This window comes from Halobacillus sp. K22 (genome assembly GCF_052246795.1).
Classification (GTDB): domain Bacteria; phylum Bacillota; class Bacilli; order Bacillales; family Halobacillaceae; genus Halobacillus.
This window is the reverse complement of record NZ_JBQQCN010000017.1, coordinates 63,693-84,654: the sequence shown is the minus strand read 5'-3', so window position 1 is coordinate 84,654 and position 20,962 is coordinate 63,693. Positions and strand designations below refer to the sequence as shown.

At 42.8% G+C, this 20,962-nt stretch carries 17 protein-coding genes; 3 read left to right on the top strand and 14 right to left on the bottom strand.

What is annotated here, in order from left to right; translation table 11 throughout:
* Positions 1–68 precede the first annotated feature (68 nt).
* A complete protein-coding gene (locus ACTWPM_RS13225) occupies positions 69–1,877 on the bottom strand; it encodes an ABC transporter ATP-binding protein (RefSeq protein ID WP_443133499.1) in 1,809 nt (602 codons plus the stop codon).
* Positions 1,877–3,586 (bottom strand): ABC transporter ATP-binding protein, encoded by a 1,710-nt coding sequence (locus tag ACTWPM_RS13220; protein WP_443133498.1) that lies wholly within the window; start codon positions 3,584–3,586, stop codon positions 1,877–1,879. The genes ACTWPM_RS13225 and ACTWPM_RS13220 overlap by 1 nt, the downstream gene beginning before the upstream one ends.
* Before the next feature lie 286 nt (positions 3,587–3,872).
* Here ACTWPM_RS13220 and ACTWPM_RS13215 point away from each other — a divergent pair, with 286 nt between their 5' ends.
* Both ACTWPM_RS13215 and ACTWPM_RS13210 read left to right on the top strand, forming a co-directional pair.
* A complete protein-coding gene (locus tag ACTWPM_RS13215) occupies positions 3,873–4,112 on the top strand; it encodes a hypothetical protein (protein ID WP_443133497.1) in 240 nt (79 codons plus the stop codon).
* Positions 4,087–4,461 (top strand): winged helix-turn-helix transcriptional regulator, encoded by a 375-nt coding sequence (locus tag ACTWPM_RS13210; protein WP_443133496.1) that lies wholly within the window; start codon positions 4,087–4,089, stop codon positions 4,459–4,461. The genes ACTWPM_RS13215 and ACTWPM_RS13210 overlap by 26 nt, the downstream gene beginning before the upstream one ends.
* 50 nt (positions 4,462–4,511) lie before the next feature.
* Here ACTWPM_RS13210 and ACTWPM_RS13205 read toward each other — a convergent pair whose 3' ends face one another.
* From ACTWPM_RS13205 to ACTWPM_RS13160, 10 genes are all read right to left on the bottom strand, one after another.
* On the bottom strand, positions 4,512–5,741 hold the full coding sequence (locus ACTWPM_RS13205) for an NAD(P)/FAD-dependent oxidoreductase (RefSeq protein WP_443133495.1): 1,230 nt from the start codon (positions 5,739–5,741) through the stop codon (positions 4,512–4,514).
* A gap of 685 nt (positions 5,742–6,426) precedes the next feature.
* Positions 6,427–7,413, bottom strand: coding sequence for a Gfo/Idh/MocA family protein (locus ACTWPM_RS13200; protein WP_443133494.1), 987 nt, complete (start codon positions 7,411–7,413; stop codon positions 6,427–6,429).
* Positions 7,414–7,478: 65 nt separating this feature from the next.
* Complete coding sequence (locus tag ACTWPM_RS13195; protein WP_443133493.1) at positions 7,479–8,180, bottom strand: SGNH/GDSL hydrolase family protein; 702 nt, start codon at positions 8,178–8,180, stop codon at positions 7,479–7,481.
* A gap of 67 nt (positions 8,181–8,247) precedes the next feature.
* Positions 8,248–8,967, bottom strand: coding sequence for a CAP domain-containing protein (locus tag ACTWPM_RS13190; protein ID WP_443133492.1), 720 nt, complete (start codon positions 8,965–8,967; stop codon positions 8,248–8,250).
* A 141-nt stretch (positions 8,968–9,108) separates the two neighbouring features.
* Positions 9,109–10,554 (bottom strand): aldehyde dehydrogenase family protein, encoded by a 1,446-nt coding sequence (locus ACTWPM_RS13185; RefSeq protein WP_443133491.1) that lies wholly within the window; start codon positions 10,552–10,554, stop codon positions 9,109–9,111.
* A 16-nt stretch (positions 10,555–10,570) separates the two neighbouring features.
* A complete protein-coding gene (locus tag ACTWPM_RS13180) occupies positions 10,571–11,623 on the bottom strand; it encodes a homoserine dehydrogenase (RefSeq protein WP_443133490.1) in 1,053 nt (350 codons plus the stop codon).
* On the bottom strand, positions 11,623–12,810 hold the full coding sequence (locus tag ACTWPM_RS13175; RefSeq protein ID WP_443133489.1) for a M20 metallopeptidase family protein: 1,188 nt from the start codon (positions 12,808–12,810) through the stop codon (positions 11,623–11,625). The genes ACTWPM_RS13180 and ACTWPM_RS13175 overlap by 1 nt, the downstream gene beginning before the upstream one ends.
* A gap of 12 nt (positions 12,811–12,822) precedes the next feature.
* Complete coding sequence (locus ACTWPM_RS13170) at positions 12,823–14,016, bottom strand: cystathionine gamma-synthase family protein (protein ID WP_443133488.1); 1,194 nt, start codon at positions 14,014–14,016, stop codon at positions 12,823–12,825.
* Positions 14,003–14,983 carry a cyclodeaminase gene (locus tag ACTWPM_RS13165; protein WP_443133487.1) on the bottom strand — a complete coding sequence of 327 codons (981 nt, stop codon included), beginning with the start codon at positions 14,981–14,983 and terminating at the stop codon, positions 14,003–14,005. Before ACTWPM_RS13165 ends, ACTWPM_RS13170 begins: the two co-directional genes overlap by 14 nt.
* A gap of 3 nt (positions 14,984–14,986) precedes the next feature.
* Positions 14,987–16,189, bottom strand: a complete 1,203-nt coding sequence (locus ACTWPM_RS13160) for a M24 family metallopeptidase (protein ID WP_443133486.1) — start codon at positions 16,187–16,189, stop codon at positions 14,987–14,989.
* 216 nt (positions 16,190–16,405) lie between these two features.
* On the opposite strand from ACTWPM_RS13160, the gene ACTWPM_RS13155 reads away from it, so the two are divergent.
* Positions 16,406–17,617 (top strand): threonine synthase, encoded by a 1,212-nt coding sequence (locus ACTWPM_RS13155; protein ID WP_443133485.1) that lies wholly within the window; start codon positions 16,406–16,408, stop codon positions 17,615–17,617.
* A gap of 146 nt (positions 17,618–17,763) precedes the next feature.
* Here the strand turns inward: ACTWPM_RS13155 and ACTWPM_RS13150 are convergent, their stop codons facing one another.
* On the bottom strand, positions 17,764–18,480 hold the full coding sequence (locus ACTWPM_RS13150) for a hypothetical protein (protein ID WP_443122873.1): 717 nt from the start codon (positions 18,478–18,480) through the stop codon (positions 17,764–17,766).
* Between the two features lie 739 nt (positions 18,481–19,219).
* Positions 19,220–20,758 (bottom strand): BCCT family transporter, encoded by a 1,539-nt coding sequence (locus tag ACTWPM_RS13145; RefSeq protein WP_443133484.1) that lies wholly within the window; start codon positions 20,756–20,758, stop codon positions 19,220–19,222.
* Between the last annotated feature and the right edge of the window lie 204 nt (positions 20,759–20,962).

Genomic DNA, 20,962 nt, shown 5'->3' with positions numbered 1-20,962 from the left:
ACCCCCTTCCATATTAGAATATGGAAGTACAAGCTTCAGGGTGTAAATGTTTCATCTCTAATAAATCCTTAACCCTGACTTCCTGCTTGCTGAGTTTTAACCAGATCGGCATAAAAGCCATTTTGACGGACCAGCTCTTGATGGCTCCCCTTCTCTACGATTTTCCCTTCTTGCAGGACTATAATTAAGTCCGCCGAACGAATTGTATTCAGACGGTGAGCAATAACAAAGCTAGTTCGGCCCTTCATCAGTCTTGATAAAGCATCATTTATTTTCATTTCTGTCACGGTATCAATACTACTCGTAGCTTCATCCAATATTAATAATGCCGGTGAGGCAATCATCGCACGGGCAATAGATAACAATTGGCGCTGTCCATGACTTACTCCTCCTCCATCTGAATCGAGCCAGGTATCATACCCTTTCGGCAACCTCACAATAAAATCGTGGGCATGGGCCGCCTTCGCTGCATTCTCTACTTCTTCATCCGAAGCTTCCAGCCGTCCATAGCGAATATTTTCTCGAATGGTTGTATGAAACATGGTGGCATCTTGCAATACCACTCCCATCTGGTTCCTTAAACTGTCTCGAGTAATGGACCTTATATTTTTCCCGTCAATGAGAATTTCGCCGTGATCAGGCTCGTAAAAACGGGAAAGCAGAGAAATAATCGTGGTTTTCCCTGCACCTGTTGGTCCTACTAAAGCTACCGTCTGGCCGTGCTCGGCTTGAAAGTTAATGTTTGATAGTGTCCGCTGATTATCTTCATATGAAAAATCCACATTCCTGAATTCAACATCGCCTATAAGAGGGCCGGCGGTTTCTGCTTGTTTTTCATCCTCTTTTTCCTCTGCCTCATCAATAATCTGGAAAACTCTTTCAGCGCCAGCAACGGCAGAAAGAATCATGTTGAACTGATTAGCAAGGTCATTTAAAGGCCTGGTGAATTGACGAGAATAAGTGGTGAACGTGACAATAATTCCAATGGAAATAAAGCCGTTTAAAGCTAGTAGCCCGCCTGCTCCGACTATAATAGCGAAGCTTGCGTTGTTAAGCATATTCATCAGTTTGGGAATAAAGCCTGTGTAAACTTGAGCCCAGTAACCCGAATGTTTTAAGGCTGCGTTCTTTGCTTCAAAATCCTGAATCACTCGTTCCTCTCTCGAAAACATTGAAATAATATTCTGTCCTGAAAACATTTCCTCGACGTATCCATTAACGTCACCAAGATCCTTTTGCTGCTTCTTAAAAAACTCCCCTGTCCGCTTCGTGATCCATTTCATACCAAAGTACATAACAGGAACGATCGTTAAGGTCATAAGAGTAAGCATTGGACTCAGCCAGATCATAATAACCACTGTTCCTATGATCGTAAGTACACTTGTGAAAAATTGGACAACGGCTGTATTTAAGGTGCGGCTCACATTTTCCATATCGTTGGTTAAACGGCTCATCAATTCTCCTTGCTGGCGCTGCTGAAAAAAGATCACCGGAAGCCTCTGCAAATGGGAAAATAAGTGATTACGCATGGAGTACACAGTGTCCTGAGCTATGCCGATCATCCAATAATTTTGCAGCCATAAAAACAAAGAATGGAATCCATAAATAAGCAGCAATAATCCAAGCATGCGCACAACGTCATTTGAACTGGGGTGAGCAATCGCTAAATCTACCGTGACCCCAAGGAAATACGGACCAAGAAGAGATAAGGAAGAACTCAGGAGAATAACGGCAAGAACGGTGTAAAAACGTTTCTTCTTATCAGCCATGTAATGCCAGATCCTTTTTAAAGTGGAACGAATATCATCAACTTTAGGGGGAGCTGTACCAATACCCTGGTGGCGCCGTATTGGAGGACGCCCTGGTTTGTCTGCCATTATTTTGCCTCCTCTTGCTGGGACATGTAAACTTCACGGTAGTAAGGACTGTGTTCGAGAAGCGTTTGATGAGAGCCCTCGGCAAGTAAATACCCATCTTCCAGGAGAAGGATCTTTTGAGCTTGCTTTAAAGAACTGATTTTCTGAGCCACCATGAACACGGTGCAGGCTTCTTTTTCAAGAGTACGAAGCAATTCCGCTTCGGTATGTGCATCGAGCGCACTTGTGCTGTCATCCAAAATTAATATCGCAGGTTCACGTATAAGGGCCCTGGCAATGGATAATCGCTGTTTCTGCCCTCCGGAGAGGCTTACACCTTTTTGACCAAGGATCGTATCGTAACCATCTGAAAGAGTAAGAATGAAGGAATGAATCTGCGCTTTTTGTGCCGCTTCGATGACTTCCTCCATTCCAGCATCTTCTTTCCCCCATAAGATATTATCGCGAATACTACCTGAAAATAGATGAATATCCTGAGGAACAAAACTAATCTGCGACCTGATATGCTTCACGTCCAGCTCACTGATTTCATAATCATCTAAATAGAGTTGGCCGGATTGTTTTTCATATAATCGGGGTATAAGTCTTAATAAGGAACTCTTACCGGAACCTGTCTCGCCCAGTATGCCTACAGTTTCCCCGGATCGTACACGGAAGCTCAACTGGTGGAGAATTTCTTCATCCCCTTGCATGTAGGATACCTGGTCGAATATGAGATTTCCTTTCAGGTGAGGTTTTTTTCCTTTCGTTTCTAACAGGTAAGCAGGAGTGCTTTCTTCCAGCACCTCACTTAATCTGTTAGCAGAAGCATTCCCTCGCGAAAAAACCATAATAAGGAAGGTGAAAATGGAAAAAGTAAACATGATCCGGGTGGCATAATTAATCAGAGCAACCAGTTCTCCCGCCTGTACATTCCCTGCTTGTATGTTTTCGGCCCCAAGCCAAATGATCAGGAGGATCGTGATGTTCATACCCAGCATGACGACCGGCATGGTTGTTTCCATCAGCCAGAGGGCCCGTTTATTTTTATCTACTAAAGAATCATTTACCTCATTAAATCGGGTTTCTTCATAATCGCCACGGTTAAACCCTTTGATGAGGCGGATGCCGGTTAGATTTTCGCGAATTACGGTGTTGACGCGATCTAACTTATTTTGTACAAGCTTAAAAAGTTTCACCCCTTTGAATAATACCCAGAAAAGAAACAGCAAAAATACTGGTACGGCTACGACAATTAGAAGTGCTAAGCCTGCATCAATACTTAAGGCCATGATCACAGCAAAAATAATAAACAGCGGCGCCCGGAGCGCAATTCGAACAAACATAAAAAGAAAGTTCTGAATTTGAGTCACGTCATTAGTCATTCTTGTAATTAATCCTGGAGTGGAAAAAGACTGGAAGTTTTCATTTGTAAACTGCTGAACTTTAGTAAAAAGATCTCTACGTAAATCATAGCCTACTCCCTGGCTAAGTTTAGCTGCAAAAAAAGAATTTGTAATACCGGCTGCGAAGGCTAATAAGGAAAGACCTAATAGAAGTCCTCCCCATCCAGAAACGACCGAGAAATCTTCATTAAGAATTCCTTCATCGATGATTCGGGCCATTAAAAGAGGCTGTACCAATTCCACAACAAGCTCAATCCCCATTAGAGCTAAGGCTATAAATGCTGATACTTTGTAATTTTTGGCATAGGAAAGAATCTTACGCATAAAGGAGCCTCCGATTATGTAAGAAATTGTTTACTATTATACAGGAGTTATGAAATACAGCCTACTAACTTACATTACAAGGCATTTCCCTGGAACTTATGGCGAATGTTACATCTTCTTATTCGTACCCCTTATGCCACTGGGGTACAAAAGCTGTAATTGCTCCCCTCCCCGTTAATAATCTTACCAGGGTTAGATAGTAACAAAATTGTAAGTACTTGTAGTCCAATGAAAAACAAAATAAAATTACAGTACCAGTGTTTCGGAGGAAAGAGTAGGTGAATGAGTGAGGAATAATGTTAAACCCATTTTCCCAGTTACGGATGAGCTGCTTGAGCTTATAGACTTGCTTGACCGAGTTTCAGAGATAGATCAGACTCAGTTTGTTCCCCAGACCATGAATGTGCTGAATAAGGTTTACGCGCAGGGCATAGTGGCCGGATACCAGAAGGCACGCGAAAAGAACGACTACGAAAATAAAGTGAGGCGAGGTGAAAAGGGTGAAAGAAACAGAGACAGGTATTGAGATCACCCTGGAGATTGTTTGCGGAAAATGGAAGGGGCTCATCTTATGGAAGCTCCTTAACGAAAAACCCATGAGATTTAATCAGTTAAGACGAGAAATCGATGGTGAAATTTCTTCTCGCATTCTATCCCGTGAACTAAGAAAACTTACAGACGATGGATTAGTCGAGCGTATGGACTATGAAATGGTTCCCCCTAAAGTAGAATACCGAATCACCCCCTACGGTAAAACGACAGCTTCTTTTTTAACCAGCATGAACGAATGGGGACTGGAACATAAGCGGCTTTCAACATCTAAAAAAGAAATGGCCCGTCTTATTAATAAACAAACCCAAGATGAACTTGGTTAACTTGTCCCTAAAAAAATCAGCCTCCTGATTAAGCCAGGAAGCTGATTTTATTATTTATAAAGTTTCTTTTTCTTTAGCGGACGATTGGTCTGATAAAGCTGATAATCATCTTTCTTACCATCCACGATCCATTCCTTCAAGATCTTTGCCAAGAGCATACTGTAAACCGTACCATTATCACCGTAACCAAGCAGAAAGAAGCTGTTTGGGTGCTCTTTATATTCTCCAATCATAGGGAGACCATCTACCACCCCTCCATAAAAGGCAGCTGAATAATAGGCCGGGCTTGCATGTATATTGGGAAATAGCTTATTTAACTCTTCCATAAGCTGCTTTCGCTTATGCACAAGCTTTCCATCCCGCTCTTCTGGATTCTCTGTTTCTTCGTCGAGTCCTCCAATAATAATGCGGTTATCTTTTGTCGTCCTGATAAAAACATATGGTCGCGCTGTCTCCCAGATCAGCGTACGGTCATACCATCCACTAAAGTGTTCTATAGGGTTTGTCGTTACCGTATACGTACTTACAAAACGTGCTTTCTTTTCTTTTTTTATTTCCATATCCTGATAACCTGCTGCATAAATGACTTGTTTAGCACGAACTTGATGACCACGATTCGTGCTAATGACAGGCTCTTCTTTCACATAATGTTCACCAGTCATTTTTGTATGTTCAAAAACCCTTACCCCTTTACTGAAAGCATAATGAAGAAGTCCATGAGTGAAAATAAATGGATTCATTTCTCCGTCGTTCTTAGAGAAAATGCCACCCTGCTTTGTAAAAGAATAATGCTGGCTGATCCATTCTTCCGTTACCCATCTAATCGGCGTGCCGCGTTCCTGAAGCCACTCACACTCTCTCTGCAAAGGAAGTAAGTCAGTATCCTGGCTCACGTAATAAAGGGTCTCCCTGCGTTGGAACTCCGCATCAAATTCCATCTGGCTGCACGCTTTCTCTATTTCATCAATCGCTTCCTGGCATAACTGTAAGTGCCTCGTTACATAGTCATCGCCAAAAACATGGACGAGATCCGTGAATAATTTCTCTCCCGAGGATTGAAGCAGGCATGTATTCGTACTCGTGCTTCCGAGACCGATTTCTCCGCCTTCAAGGACGACCACGTCGAGTCCCTGGTCCGCTAAATAATAAGCACATTGGGCCCCTGAACTGCCGCCTCCTACAATCAGCACATCACAAGTAATGTCTTCTTTTAAAGCAGGATAAGTTGGCTTATTTCTAAATGTGTCTGGCCAATAATAGGTTCCTGACTGTATATTCATAATTCCGCTCCTTACCCATTTTTATTAGTATGAGTATGAAATGGAGAAGGTATGTCATGGATTTAGATTTTTATAATATTGTCCTTGTTAAACCCCCTGCTGATTTTACAGATAAGCTCCCATTACTTGAAGATTCAGTTTCGAGATATATTGGGGCCATTACTCTATGCTGCAAAAAGGCTGATGGGGAAATAACTCGCTTTCCTATGGGGGAACGGTGAGCTTCCTCGCTCGTTTCACTCCCTGCGGGATCTCACCTAGTCCCTTCTCCCATGGGAGTCTCGCCATTTCCCCATCAACCCAACGTGGTTATGAAGAACGCCCCCTTCTTTAGAAGTGTAGCTGTTGGTTCTAAATCCAGCTGCACCAGGGTTTTTCGATGAAATCTACGGAGAAACAGAAGCTCATAGCATGTTGTACTGCTGTCTATACAAGAGGTATCCCCCATGATTTCGAGTCTCTTATTTCAGCAAGGTCCGGAGGGGGACGATGAAGACTCCTGTGGGATAAACATGATCGGTGAGACCCCGGAGAGCGTAGCTCGAGGAGGCTTAGCACATGCCCACGGAAAGCGAATCGTCCCCCGCAGGACCTTCACTCAAACCAATATCTCGAAATTGAGTCTTCCACAATCTGGCCCTTTAGTGCAATAAGCTATTATGAATATCAGTAATAATGCTTAACATTAATAGTCGTCTGCTTTAAACGTGATGCCCATCTGCTTTCTGGATTCGCCCAAGACGTCTGCAGCGATCAGAGAATGTTCAAAGGAATTAATCTTTGATTGCTGCTTACCTTGTTCAATAAGATGAATGAATTCTTCAATCTCGTAAAACATGGCATCTTGATCAGCTCTTCCCGGCAGCGTCTCTGTTGTTCCATCATTGTATCGAATAAGCACATCTTCAGGTTCAGAAATACTAGGAATAACCATTACTCCTTTTTCCCCCTGGATTTCAGAAGGTGCGTAAGAGTGGTTGATTTTCGAGTGAGTGATTACCGCTTCCATCCCATCATAACTTGCAATAATACTTCCTTCACCATCCACGCCCGACGCTAGCTTAACTCCATTGGCCTGGATGGAAAGAGGAGCCCCAAAAAGTACCACCATAGGGTAAACGCAATAAATCCCTAAGTCCATATGAGAGCCATTCGAAAATTCAGGGTTAAATGCGTTTAGGACTGTCCCTTCTTTATAGGCATCATAACGCGAAGAGTACTTACAATAGTTACCGAAATACCGACGGACTCGTCCGACTTTGGACAAGTTATCCTGTAAAGTTTTGAATCCCGGCATAAGAGTGGACTTAACAGCTTCCATTAAAACCACGCCTTCTTCTTGAGCAACTTTAATCATTTGAGCAGTCTCTTGCTGATTTGAAGCCATAGGTTTCTCACAAAGCACATGTTTTCCTTGTTTCATGCACGTAATGGCCTGTTCTGCATGAAAAGAATTCGGGCTTGCTATGTATACGGCATCTATTTCTTTACTTGAAGCAAAACTTTCAAGAGAATGGTACGAATGTTTCGCGCCTTGAGCAGAAGCAAACTCCCGTGCTCTCTCTTCGGTCCTTGAGTACACAGCCGTTATTTGGAAACGATCGTGCTGTCTCCCGGCATTCAGAAATTTTTCCGTAATGGTGTTGGTACCAATAATTCCGAAACGGATCATATGATCCCTCCTCCTGTTGAATTATTTACTAGTATACAGGAGGATGCGGCTATCCGTGTAGAAGTTTATTTCTTCATCTGCTGTAGAGCCAGCTTAGCCAGGACCCGCTGTCCTTCTTCAGTGGGATGGACATCTCCTTTAATGATATTCTCCGGATGACCTTTAAAGGCTAAATTGGCATTCAAAAGCTTCACTGAAGTGAAATGACTGAGTAGCTTAATTAGAGCAGCATACTGTTGGTTAATGTAAGCTAATGGTGTATTAAGCTGAGCCCCTGCAGAGGGATACGGGTTGTAAATGTTATAAACAAGGATCTCCCCATCCGTGAGCTGATCAATAAGTACGATCGTAGAATAAACGTTATAAATGAGGTCCCTGATCACGGGAGCAGCTTCCTCAATACGAATTCCATCCAGATCTTTGTTTTTTTTCACTAAATTAAGAAGATCATTTCCCCCAATATAAAGAATGACATAATCCGCTCCCTGGATGGACTGTCTGAACATGTCATTGGAATGAACAGCCTTTAAAAGTTCTCCGGATGTCAAACCGGGCACACTGAGGTTGGTGACTTCCAAACCTGTTTCTTCCCCAATAAGGTAGGGAAAAGCTTTACTTGGAGGCATATGGTTATCTTTTGACAAATTATATCCAAACGGGATGGAGTCCCCTATGGCTACTACCCGTTCTTCTTGTTTGGAATAGACGTTGGACAGGGGCAGCAAACTGAAGAAAATTAACATCAATACCGTAATTCTTTTAATCATATGCCCTATCCTTTCTTGTGTTATGTAAGAAGCAGGACGCCGGACGAACCTTGACGTCTTGCTTTATTTATTTTTTACCGATAAACATTTGTGTCCAGTAATTTCCATCCTGATCATATCCAATTCCAATATGGGTCAAGTTCTTGTTCATAATATTTTTACGGTGTCCAGGACTATTCAGCCATCCTTTAACAACCTGATCCGCTGTCTGCTGACCGGCAGCAATATTTTCCGCTGCTGTACGATATTCCACTCCGAATTCTTTAAGCATATCGAATGGCGATCCATACGTTGGAGATGTATGAGAGAAGTAGTCGTTGGCCGACATATCCTCTGACTTTTTCTGGGCAACTTTAGCTACTTGGCCGTCAATTTTCAGTGGCTTCAAACCGTTTTTCTCCCGCGCCTGATTGGTTAACTTCACTACTTCTTCTTGAAGAGCTCCATTCACCTGTCCGAACCGCTCATCTTCTGCATTCCCCTGATCTCTGTCAGGCTCTGCCCGATTTTCTTCGTTATCCCTGATCGGTGCATCCATCATTCCGTTTGGTCCATTTGGATTTAATCCTTCAAAATGTATGTTGGGATCGAACCTGTTTTGCCCTGGGGCAGCACCTGGATCTACTGCATTTTGACCTTTTTGCTGTATTCCTTGATCCTCAGGACCAAAACTTACTTCATTAAAGTTATTTCGCTGCTGTTCTCTAGCCTGTTCATCCATGTTACAAGCTGTAAGCATGAGAGACAGGATGAAGGCTGTAAGCAGTACCATTAAAGCTTTTTTCATCTTTTATCCTCCTCAGGATTTCTTACGTTTACTATTCTCTCTTAGCAGGTTTTTATCCTGAGGAAAGCATTCCAATTTCCACTAAAAAAACCGCTATGTAACAACATAGCGGCACTTAAGATGCATCCGAATAACACACGATTATATATTTGATTGAAAACGAAAACATATAACCTTCTGTTCCGTCATGGATTCGATCGCGAAACGGACCCCTTCTCTTCCGATACCAGATCCCTTAGTCCCTCCAAACGGCATTTCATCAATCCGGTAATCACTGCTGTCGTTAATCATTAAACCGCCCACGTCCATGTGTTTGATCGCATAAAAAGCATGCTGAAGATTATTTGTGAAAATACCTGCTTGAAGCCCATAATTAACATTGTTGGACTTTTCAACTCCTTCCCGAAGATTCGCTACTGGCTGGAGGATGACGACAGGACCGAATATCTCTTCTTGAGCAATTCGAGCAGTATCAGAAACGTCCGTTAACACGGTTGGATAATAAAAAGCGCCGTCCCTTTTACCTCCCGCTTCTATTTTAGCACCTTCCTGGACGGCTTCTTCCACCCAGGTCTCAACGCGTATGGCTTCTTTTTCTTCAATCATAGGACCTACATCTGTGCGCTCATCCATTTTATCGCCAACTCTTAAACCATGGGTTACATTCACGAAATCCGTCACAAAATCCTGGTAAATTTCGTCCTCTACGTAAATTCGCTGAACTCCTATACAGTTTTGACCGGCAGCTGAAAAAGCTCCTGATACACAAGCTGAAACAGCATCTGAAAGGTCTGCATCCTTTAAAACGATAACCGGGGAATTAGATCCTAATTCCATGCTCACTTTTTTCGTTCCTGCCTGACTGGAAATCCGTTCGCCTGCATCTCCACCGCCGGTGAACGAAATCATTTTTACGGCTGGATGAGTAATAAGGGGATCTCCTATCTGCTTACCTGATCCTGTAATAACAGAGAGCATGCCTTTTGGAAGTCCCGCTTCTACTAAAGCTTCGGCTAATTTCAGTGCACTTAAAGGTGTCACCGAGGCAGGCTTTAATACAATGGCATTTCCGGCAGCAATCGCGGGACCGATTTTATGGGCTACAAGATTTAATGGATCGTTAAAAGGAGTAATAGCACCGACAACCCCTACCGGAAAACGGTAATAGTAACCGGTCCGGTTTTCACTTCCTTCATTTTGATCAAAATTTATCGTTTCTCCCTTTATTCTTCGTGCTTCTTCAGCACTAATTCTAATGGTTTGCGTAGCTCTTCTCACTTCCCCACGGGCTTCTGTAATGGTTTTGCTGCCTTCAGAAGAAACAATTTGAGCAAATTCCTCTGCATGTCTTTCCATGTAATCAGCCGCATCATTTAATACCCGGATCCGTTCGTGGACAGGCCATGGATCTACAGATTTGTATGTGCGATCTGCTATTTCAATTGCGGCAAGCATATCCTCTTTAGAAGCGGCAGGGACATAAGCAATAATCTCGTTATTTTGTGGGTTGAGAACTTCAAATGTCTGATCAGCCTCCACCCATTCTCCGCCTAGTAACATTTTCATCGTTTTCACTTTTGTTTGCATGGCAGGCGTACCCTCCTTATATTTTCGTTGGTGTGCGCTGCTTATGATAGTGAATTAAGTCAATCAATAAAGAATATCCTGTTTCCTTAAGACCTGCACCAGCTCCAGTTAGCATGATAGGTCCTGCCAAATCACATTCATAGACAATCGCGTTTGTAGCCCCTGTTACTCCGGCTAATGGATCGTCCATTGGGACCCTTTCTGGTTTAACACTTGCCTTTACGCGTCCATTATTTTTTTCTACGCGAGCAATTAACCGCCATTTTTCTCCATTATTCCAGGCTTCTTTTATTTTTTCCAAGTTAAGTCCACTAATTCCTTCACACTCTACTTCATGAGGGGGAATAGGGGACCTCATCACATGACTGGATAAAATAGAAGCTTTATACCGAGCATCATAACCTTCCACATCACTGGTTGGATCTGCTTCGGCATACCCCAATTTTTGAGCTTTCTCTAAGGCTTCCTTATAAGAAAGTCCTTTTTCCATTTCCGTTATCATATAATTTGTTGTTCCATTCAATATGCCTTTAATCTGCGTGATTTGATTGCCTGCAAGAGTGGTTTCCGGCATTCTTAAAGCTGGTGTTCCACTCATAACCGTCCCTTCAAATCCAAAGAACACGCCTTTTTCTTCGGCCAATTGAAGCAGTTCTTCGTAGGCTAGTGCGACTGGTCCCTTATTAGTCGTCACCACACTCTTTCCATGAGCAAATGCAGTCCGGCAATGGGAAATGGCAGGCTCCCCTGTTTTCACATCCGTAAACGTTACTTCAACAATAACGTCAGCATTGGAGTTCTTGATGGTTTCCAGACTGCTCCAGCCTTTAACCGTCTGGTGATCTTCCGGATAGGCTTCTACTGTTGCATGCTTACTTATACCTTCAAATAGTAAATCCAAGTTCAGCCCTTCCGGCTGGTAGACGGCCCCGAGCCGCATATCAGCTACAGCTACAATTGAAAAATCAAGGCCATATTCATTGTTAAGGTCTTCCTGGCGTTCTTTCATAATTTTAGCCAGCGACTGACCGACCCCTCCAAAACCAATAAAAGCTACTCTCATTGTCATCAAATGCCTCCCTGCTTTAGTAATTCATAAGTACTTTCCGCAAGTACCCTAACTCCCTCACACATAGCAGCTTCGTCTATATTAAAATCCGATTGATGGAGATTGGTCACCTTCTCTGTTGCACATCCTAAAAAAAACATGGCTCCGGGAATCCTTTGAGTAAAGTGACTGAAATCTTCACTGCCCATTCCAAAAGGTTCATTATAAATGGTCATTGGATAAGCTGCTTTTCTAAAAATCTCATTGATTTCCGGCGCATTATAGAGTGCGGGTTCTCCTTTTTGAACCACAAGATCACATTCTCCCCCCAGTGATGCCACAAGAGAGGGTATTTTATTAATCTCGTGAATAAGCATATATCGAACTTCATTTGAGTACGAACGCATCGTGCCACGGATCTCCACTTCGTGTGGAATAATATTGTTAGCTTCTCCTGCCTGAATTTTTCCAATGCTAATGGTCCCCACGTCCAAAGGATCAACTTTACGCCCATTTAAACTGTACAGATTCTGCAACACAAATGTGCTGATCCACACCGGGTCGACTGTTTGATGAGGGTAGCCTGCATGACCACCCGCTCCTTTAATGACGATATGGAACTCGTCGTTATTTGCCATGCTCGGTCCATCGTGAATTTGAACCTCTCCACGTTTCCTCCAGGGACACATATGAAGCGCCAGTATCGAATCAATTCCTTCCAACTTGCCGGAGTTCAGCATTTTGACAGCTCCGGTCTCCCCTTGTTCATCACACTTCTCTTCAGCGGGCTGAAAGACAAGCTTAACAGTGCCTCGAAACCGATTGGCCTTCGCATCTTCTATAAACAGATGAGCAATCCCAAGCAGAATGGCAGTATGGGCGTCGTGACCGCAAGCGTGCATAACCCCATGATTTTTTGAAGACCAGGCGAAACCTGTTTCCTCTTCAATTGGAAGGGCATCCATATCTGCCCTCACTCCGATCACAGCCCCCGGGCCATTGCTTATCGTTGCAATGAGCCCGTAGCCGCCTACGTTTGTTTCAATATCCTGAATCCCAGCCTGGCGTAAGATTTCTTCAACTTTTCTGCTTGTGCGTTCTTCTTGAAAACTTAGTTCTGGGTATTGATGAAAATCTCTTCTCCACTTCACTAAAGAGGAGTGAAGTTCGTTACAACGTTTAACTAAGTCCGCGTTTTTGGTTCTCACGGCTCCACTTCCTCAGCTATTGACATAAGCTTCAATTGCTTTAAAAGCTTGAGCAAGATCTTGCTTTAAGTCATCAATATCCTCAATACCAGCAGAGTAACGGATGAGGCCCTCCGGAATTCCCATAGCCAGCCTTTCAGCCGGGGTACATTCCACGTGACTGGTGGTTCTTGAAGGTCCTACCACTGTTTCTACAGACCCTAAATTAGCTGCGCGGTTCGCGTATTTCAGCTTCGGAAGCAATTGTCTTACTGTATCAACCCCGCCACGAACTGCGAAACTGAGCATACCTCCAAAACCAGTCATTTGTTCTTTTGCTATGTCGTGGTGAGGATGTTCTTCAAGACCTGGATAGAATACCGCTTCGACCAAATCAAATGTTTTCAGGTATTCTGCGATACTTGCTGCATTTTTATTTTGCTGATCGACTCGCAGTTTCAAGGTTTTCATGCCGCGCAGAATCAAGTAGGCTGCCATGGGATCCATAGTCGCACCGTTGATTTCACGGTAGTGGTATATAGCTTCTACAAGGGCTCGATCACCGCATACAGCTCCGCCAAGAGCGTCTGCGTGCCCTCCGAGGTATTTCGTTGCACTATGGATCACGAGGTCTGCTCCGAGCTTTAAGGGATTCTGATTAACAGGCGTAGCAAATGTATTATCAACTACGACAGTGGCTCCTACTGCTTTACCTGCTGCAGCCATTCGTTTAATATCCGTAATTTTAACGGTCGGGTTGGTCGGACTTTCGAGATACAGGACTTTGCACCCTCTGGCCACTTCTCTTTCGATGGCTTCATGATCTCCTGTATCACATAAAATGACTTCTACTTGCTGCCTTGGAAGAAATTCTGTGAAAATTTTGTTCGTGCCGCCATACGTATCTTTAATGGATACGACGCGGTCTCCAGGGAACAGTAAAGTACTTAGTGTATTACTGATCGCAGCCATGCCTGTAGAAAAACTGGTAGAAGCATCTGCTCCTTCAAGAATACGAATCTTCTCTTCAAATGCCTGCACAGTAGGGTTGGTATTCCGGCCATAAATATGCCCCGGTTTATTTCCAATCGCCACCTCATACCATTCATCCATATCGTCATAACCAAAAGACACACTGTGGACCACTGGTACCTGTGTAGCTCCAAAAGCTAACTGCTCTTTTTCTCCGGCCCAAATCGATTTTGTACTGAATTTAGCTTTTTCCATTTATAATCTCCTCCTGAGGTACAAGTAATGAATAAACATGGCGGGCGATAACGGTATCCTGCACACCCGTCCCTGTAAGATCGCAGACCGTAATTTCATCAGATGACTGCCTTCCTGACTTTCGGCCGCTTGTGATCTCTCCAAGCTCAATAGCCCGGTTTACTGTTTCCTGATTACAATTCCTTAGTTCTCCCAGCCGCACAGACTGCGCTCTCACATCACACACTAACTGATCGGCTCTTTCTAATACCGACGTATCAAGTTCCTGTTTGTGCTCGGCATCAGATCCCATGGCGGTTATATGAACTCCAGGGCGTAGCCATTCCCCTTTAAACAGTGGTTCTGAAGCAGGAGTGGTCGTCACAACGATATCGCTTTCGCCTGCAACCTCCTGCGGGTGAGCACATACCTCTACTGGCAGACTCAGTCGTTCTTCGATATCTTCTTTATAGACGTTAGCCTTTTTAATATCTCTTCCGTAAACCAGCACCCTTTCTATGGGGCGAACAAGCGAAAGAGCTTCCAACTGCAGCCTGGCTTGCGCTCCGGTACCGATAATTCCGGCGATACGACTATCTTGCCGACTGAGATGACGGGCAGCCACCGCACCTGCAGCAGCGGTACGTAAGTCGGTCAGCAGACCCTGGTCAGCAAGAATTGCCTTGGGTCTGCCTGTTTCCGCACTTAAGAGAATCATAAGTCCATTCGCACTTGGCAGCCCTATTTGAGGATTATTGAAAAATCCGGAAGAGAGCTTGATGGCAAAGCTATCATACCCTCTGATGTGAGCAGATTTAATATCTACTTCCCCATTGTGTTCGGGGACATCAATTCGCATGATGGGAGGCATTTGCACTTTGTTATCACTTAGTGCATTGAAACCTTCCTCCACCAAATCCACCACCCTCTTATCTAAACTCACCACATTATTAATTTCACTCCGATGGAATAAATGGATGATCGACACCTCCTAGCTGATTTGACCGCTAAGGTCCAAATGATCTCTAACTATTAATTCTTGAGGATAAGTGGTAAACCGTTCAGAACCTTCGTCTGTAATCCGGAAGGTTTCACTTATTTCAATGCCATCTGTATCAAACCATAAGGCCGGAATAAGGTGAAAAGTCATATTCGGCTTTAAAACTGTAGAATCACCTTTTCGGATACTAGCCGTATGCTCTCCCCAGTCCGGAGGATAATTCAGCCCAACGGAGTAACCGAGTCGAGCCTCTTTTTCAAAGCCATGCTTCTTAATGGTCTTTCTCCATACTTCCTCAAGTTCACCGCATGTCACACCCGGTTTAGCTGCGTAAAGAACTTCTTGAATTCCTTCCAGGACTACGGGTGCTACCACTTGCAGCTTTTCATTCGGCTGCCCCACCGTTACGGTTCGAGCCAGAGGCACATGGTAACGCTTATAACAACCCGCTAATTCGATAATGACAGCATTCCCTTCTACAAAAGGACGGTCACTCCACGTTAGGTGTGGAATCGAAGTCCGATCCCCAGTCGGCAGCAGAGGTACGATAGCCGGATACTCTCCTCCGAATTCGGGTGTTCCTTTGATTATTTGATAGTAAATTTCAGCAGCTGTATCACATTCGCGCACTCCCGGGCTTATACTTTCCACGCCTTTTCGCATGGCCAAATCTGCGATCTTAGCCGCTCTTTTCATATATTCAATTTCCTGGTCTGATTTAATCATTCTTACCCGGTTAACTAGCAGTGTGGCATCTTGAAAAACGGCATTAGGCATTCCTTTTTTCAATCGTTCAAGTGCCATACCTGTGAAATAATACTGATCCATCTCTACACCGATTTTCCGGTTCCCATGACCGATTTGGTTCAAAATTTCCGATATGAAATCCATTGGGTGATAGATTTCTGAATGGACATAATAGTCCGGGTAGGCAATTACATTTTCATCATAAATCCAAGTTGTAACCCGGGCACCATTTGCATCCTGATAACGTCCGATCCATAAAGGCTGTGGCTCATCAATGATAATTACGAGCATCTGATGAACATAAAAAGACCAGGCGTCATACCCTGAAAGGTAATTCATATTTGCCGGGTTTGAGATTAGCAGGACTTCGATTCCTTTCGCTTCCATGCTCTTTTTGGTCTCTTGTAACCGCTGGTGATACTCAAGAATGTCAAAAGGAAGCACCATTTGAACCCCTCCACTTTTTTCTGAATATTAAAACAATGATTACTTATATTTTATTCAACGCGCTTTTTTTTTGTAATGTAAAAAGTGTATGAAGTTTCAAAACCGAATTTACTACAAACTTAAAAATCGACACTCTCTGTAAAAAAGCCTCGCTTAGTAAGCTACAGCAAAATGGTGTGTTACCATGAAGCTAATACTTATAAGGAGGCCCTAAAAATGAATTACAGTTACATATCTCACTTGTACTGCCCGAAATGTTCGAAAACTTATTCAAGCGAAGAAACTCAGCATTTATGCACCTGTGGATCTCCCCTTTTAGTCGAATACCACCTAAATGCATTAGCGCGCGATTGGAAAAAAGAACACCTGATGGATCGCCCTTCTGATTTGTGGCGCTATCATGAACTGCTTCCGCTGGAGGAGGAACAATACAAAACCACTTTAGGAGAGGGCATGAGCCCATTACTCTTGATGGATAGAATCGGACGTGACATGGGAATTAACAATTTACTAATGAAGGACGAAGGAACGATTCCCACAGGGTCATTTAAAGCCCGGGGAGCAGCTGTCGGAGTTTCAAAAGCGAAGGAGCTTGGTGTTGAGGAACTCGCTATGCCTACGAATGGAAATGCTGGAGCTGCCTGGTCCCTTTATGCCGCTCGTGCTTCCATGAAATCTACCATAGTTATGCCAATCGATGCTCCTAATATAACTAGAAACGAATGTGCCATCTCTGGGGCTAGCTTATACTTAGTCGATGGATTAATTAGCGATGCTGGTCAAATTGTAGGAAATGCCGTTGAAGAAAAAGGAATGTATAACGTTTCTACACTAAAGGAGCCTTACCGGATTGAAGGAAAGAAAACGATGGGGTTAGAGATTGCTGAACAGCTCAACTGGGAAGTTCCTGATGTGATCCTTTATCCGACCGGCGGTGGTGTTGGCCTAATCGGAATTCATAAGGCTTTAAAAGAACTTCAGCAGCTAGGGTGGATTTCTGACGACAAGATGCCTCGTTTAGTAGCCGTTCAATCAGAAGGTTGTGCACCTATTGTAAGGGCATGGGAAAAAGGAGAAACAGAAGCTCCTTTCTGGGAAAACTCTGAAACCGTAGCTTTTGGAATTAACGTACCCAAAGCTCTTGGAGATTTTCTAGTGCTTGAGGCACTATATGACACTGATGGGTGTGCCATAGCGATCAGCGACGCTGCTCTTTTAGAGGAACAAAAGGTAGTCGCCCAAAAGGAAGGGGCTTTTGTATGCCCTGAAGGAGCTGCGGCCTTCTCGGCTGCCCGCCGCCTTCGTGAACAAGGGTGGATTCAAGAAGAGGAAAAGGTGGTCGTTTTGAATACAGGAGCTGGAATTAAATATCCAGACACCGTGAATGTGGAGTTGCCGATCCTTAAGCCTGGAGAGAGGATTAGGTAAACGAAAAAAAAGACGGGTTAGCCCGTCTTTTTTTATGTCTTCTATATCGACTTATTTGTATAGATGGCAGCTTTTTGCAGTTTCATGACTCAAAAACCCGGGCTGATTTTGAATAGCGGTCTTCTGCTTATAAATCATACAACTAATTATTTACCAAAAAGGGATAAAAACCATTCCCAGCTGCCCTTCGGCTGTTCTGTTTTTTTCATTGCTTGCTCTAGACGTGTGTTAAAATCATTTTGCATTCGCCACTCTTTATTTTGCTCAGCTCGCATATTTTTAATTTCTTCCTGTAATGCTTCCGTCTTTTCTTTTTCCTGTTGAAGTAAGGTTTCATAATGCTCTTCCTGCTGCTGTGACAATTTTTCAATTTTAGCATTAGTTTTTTGAGCCGAATTGCTAATCCCCGCACTTATATGGTGGTGATCTTGCTGTAGACGTGACACAGTGGTTTTTAACTCTGAAATATCATTGGTTAATTGCACATTCATCTCACGGGTAGCTGCGAGTTCACTGGATAGGGCCCTGAAAAATTCTTTTAATTGATCATTGTGCTGGAGTGAAGGATTGTATGTATCGGGAACCGATATACCAGCTTCCTTATACCCCTTCAAGCGTTCTGTCTGCTGTTCCACCAGTTCTTGAGCTATAACGTCTAATGGCTTATCCGTATCGCGTATCGATATAAGCGCTTCGATATCAGAGTGAACAAAGATTCGCCGGTCACGATTTTTGAAAAACTCGTATCCATTCCGTTCTAAGATTTGAGCATACTTTCGAACAGTCGGGGTTGCAATTCCCACTTCTTCGGCTACCTCCTTAGAGGAGAAAGCCTGTTCATTTGGTTGAATATCGCTTCGCATATCGCACCTCTTTCTATTAAATACCAAGGTTACCTGGGACCTCCAGGTCATATCGCCTGACGATATACCTGACTATCAAAAAAGTGCCTTTTAAAAAATAATAATTTCCATGTGACTGAGGGCCGTCTTTATACTTTAAAAAGTCCTTATATCGGCTTCCGATACAGGCGATGTAACACCGCGGGAATAAATAGATTAATTAATATAAAAACTACTGTATCTTAGTAATTATAAAATATATCGCCTTGCGATACAACTAGATTTTAAAGACATATTTCCCTATTAACGGAGTATCCCTCTGTCCCCCATTCAGCTATTTTTGTTGTTTTTTCCAATATAGATGCGAATTAGAAAGTATGTATCGCCTGCTGCTACAAGCGATATGCTTCTGATTTAAATTATAATACAAAGAGAGTGTCCCCTCTCCCTCAAATACCTGGTCTCAAGAAATTATAGTTCGCCTCACTCAAAATGTTTCTGTGAAACATTTTTAAATTCATTGTTTATTAACTAATCTAATTAGAGAGATAGTTTTAAACGGGGGTCTCTTAAAAGTTATAGTTTGATTCTTCGTCAAAATAGTTTCAATCTATAGAGCTGCTTACTAGAAGAATCAGTTCAAGATATTGTCTGGAACCGATCTGCTCATCGTTAGATTTTTTAACAAACCTTACAGATCCTCGAAATTAAAGAACCCTCTCTTCGTTAATATCTATTAACGAAGAGAGGGTTCTTCATATTAGTTGCTTCTAACATTATGCTTCCACGCTTTATCTTCATCGATCATACGCTTCGCAGCATATATGAGTATAAATTGTAAGAAAATAATAGGCAGACCCATTAGTCCTGAAATAACTTCTAAAGGCGGTAAACCGCCAATACGCATGAGTACTAATGCTAAACCAGTTATAACAGCTGCAATGACAATACGCAGTGTTTTCGGAGGTTCATACTTACTCATATCTCTAGTACTTGTATAAGCAGCTACAGTGTAGGTGGTTGAGTCAAGCGTAGTCGTTAAGAACACGAGAGCTACAATCATAAAGATGATAATAGAAACTTCTGCAAACGGAAGAGTGGATAGTATTTCTGGAATAGCTGCCATTCTTGCGTTATTTTCTACCATCTGCAAGATAGACAGGTCTCCCATAAGATATCTATGGACTCCTAGTCCCCCAAGTACTCCTGTTGCCACCCATGAGATAAGAGTAGGTGCTAACAAGTACGTCAGAATCATTTCCTTAATCGTTCTGCCTCTTGAAATTTTAGCAGCAAACACACTGTGGAGCATGGCCCACGTTGCACTGTATGCATACCAGAAAACAGTATTACTTTGAATATGAGAGGTTTCCCCCTGATGCACAGACTGTGTATTTAGCGAAATGTTAAGGTAATTAGCTAATAGGAAGGATATACTATCGGAAAAATAATTCAAGATAAATACACCTGGGCCTCCTATTAAAATAAATAAAGCAAATAAAGCAGCTAGGTACATATTAAAAGTACTTAACCGTTTAATCCCTTTTTCAATACCTAAATACGCACTAAGTGAGAATAAGAATACCCATATGATCGTAACTGTTATGGTCAGACCAAAATTAACTTCTATACCTAAAAGGTGAGATAAATTCTGTGTAATAATAGGCGCTCCTAAACCAAGCGTTACAGCTGCGCCGGCAAGGATACTAATAAGGAATAAAATATCAAGAACTTTACCGCCTATTCCATCGGTAAACTTATCCCCAAAAAGAACACGACAGGCCTCAGAGATCCTCATTAACGGACGTTTTCTTACGTGAAGAATGTACCCCATCGCCGGAGCAATCAACACGAAAATAGCGAAAACCTGGAAACCCCATAAAAACATGCTGTAAGCATTACCCCATAAAAGAGCTTCCGGCGATCCAGCTTCTACTCCTGCTGGCGGATCATTTGCAACTGAAGTCCACTGAAGCATCCCGGTTCTCATAATCGTGGAACCTACGCCCATAGCAATTAGTATGGATGCATATTCAAATAAAGTGAATCGCGGCTTTTCGGTAGGATTTCCCAATACGACTTGGCCGTATTTTGAAAATGATAAATACAATCCTGCTATAACCAAAATAATTCCATACCAGAGATAACCCCAGCTAAACACCTCTACAATATAATCAAATATAGAATTCAAAACTTCCAATGACTCGCTTTCAAACATAGCAAATGGAATACTAATACCCAGAATAATAATTAGTGAGGGTATAAAAATCTTATAATCAATGAGCTTCTTCCTATCCATCTAAATCCTCCTCAATCCTTTCTTAATTTTTGGTATATATCCCTTCTTACCCGCTCATTATAAAAAAAAACTGATTTAATATATTAAAATACTTTTTTATAAATGACCAAGTCCGATATAATCCTTTTCGAAACCTCTAAACCTTTTTTTATGATTCCTGTTATGTTAATTATAGGCAGCCGTAAAAAAAGCTCGGTTGAATCT

Coding starts and splice junctions, on each gene's coding strand:
- ACTWPM_RS13150 (WP_443122873.1), bottom strand. CDS start 18,480: ATGCGAAGCGATATTCAACCAAATGAACAGGCTTTCTCCTCTAAGGAG.
- ACTWPM_RS13180 (WP_443133490.1), bottom strand. CDS start 11,623: ATGACAATGAGAGTAGCTTTTATTGGTTTTGGAGGGGTCGGTCAGTCG.
- ACTWPM_RS13160 (WP_443133486.1), bottom strand. CDS start 16,189: ATGGTGCTTCCTTTTGACATTCTTGAGTATCACCAGCGGTTACAAGAG.
- ACTWPM_RS13200 (WP_443133494.1), bottom strand. CDS start 7,413: ATGATCCGTTTCGGAATTATTGGTACCAACACCATTACGGAAAAATTT.
- ACTWPM_RS13205 (WP_443133495.1), bottom strand. CDS start 5,741: ATGAATATACAGTCAGGAACCTATTATTGGCCAGACACATTTAGAAAT.
- ACTWPM_RS13170 (WP_443133488.1), bottom strand. CDS start 14,016: ATGGAAAAAGCTAAATTCAGTACAAAATCGATTTGGGCCGGAGAAAAA.
- ACTWPM_RS13195 (WP_443133493.1), bottom strand. CDS start 8,180: ATGATTAAAAGAATTACGGTATTGATGTTAATTTTCTTCAGTTTGCTG.
- ACTWPM_RS13220 (WP_443133498.1), bottom strand. CDS start 3,586: ATGCGTAAGATTCTTTCCTATGCCAAAAATTACAAAGTATCAGCATTT.
- ACTWPM_RS13185 (WP_443133491.1), bottom strand. CDS start 10,554: ATGCAAACAAAAGTGAAAACGATGAAAATGTTACTAGGCGGAGAATGG.
- ACTWPM_RS13145 (WP_443133484.1), bottom strand. CDS start 20,758: ATGGATAGGAAGAAGCTCATTGATTATAAGATTTTTATACCCTCACTA.
- ACTWPM_RS13190 (WP_443133492.1), bottom strand. CDS start 8,967: ATGAAAAAAGCTTTAATGGTACTGCTTACAGCCTTCATCCTGTCTCTC.
- ACTWPM_RS13225 (WP_443133499.1), bottom strand. CDS start 1,877: ATGGCAGACAAACCAGGGCGTCCTCCAATACGGCGCCACCAGGGTATT.
- ACTWPM_RS13155 (WP_443133485.1), top strand. CDS start 16,406: ATGAATTACAGTTACATATCTCACTTGTACTGCCCGAAATGTTCGAAA.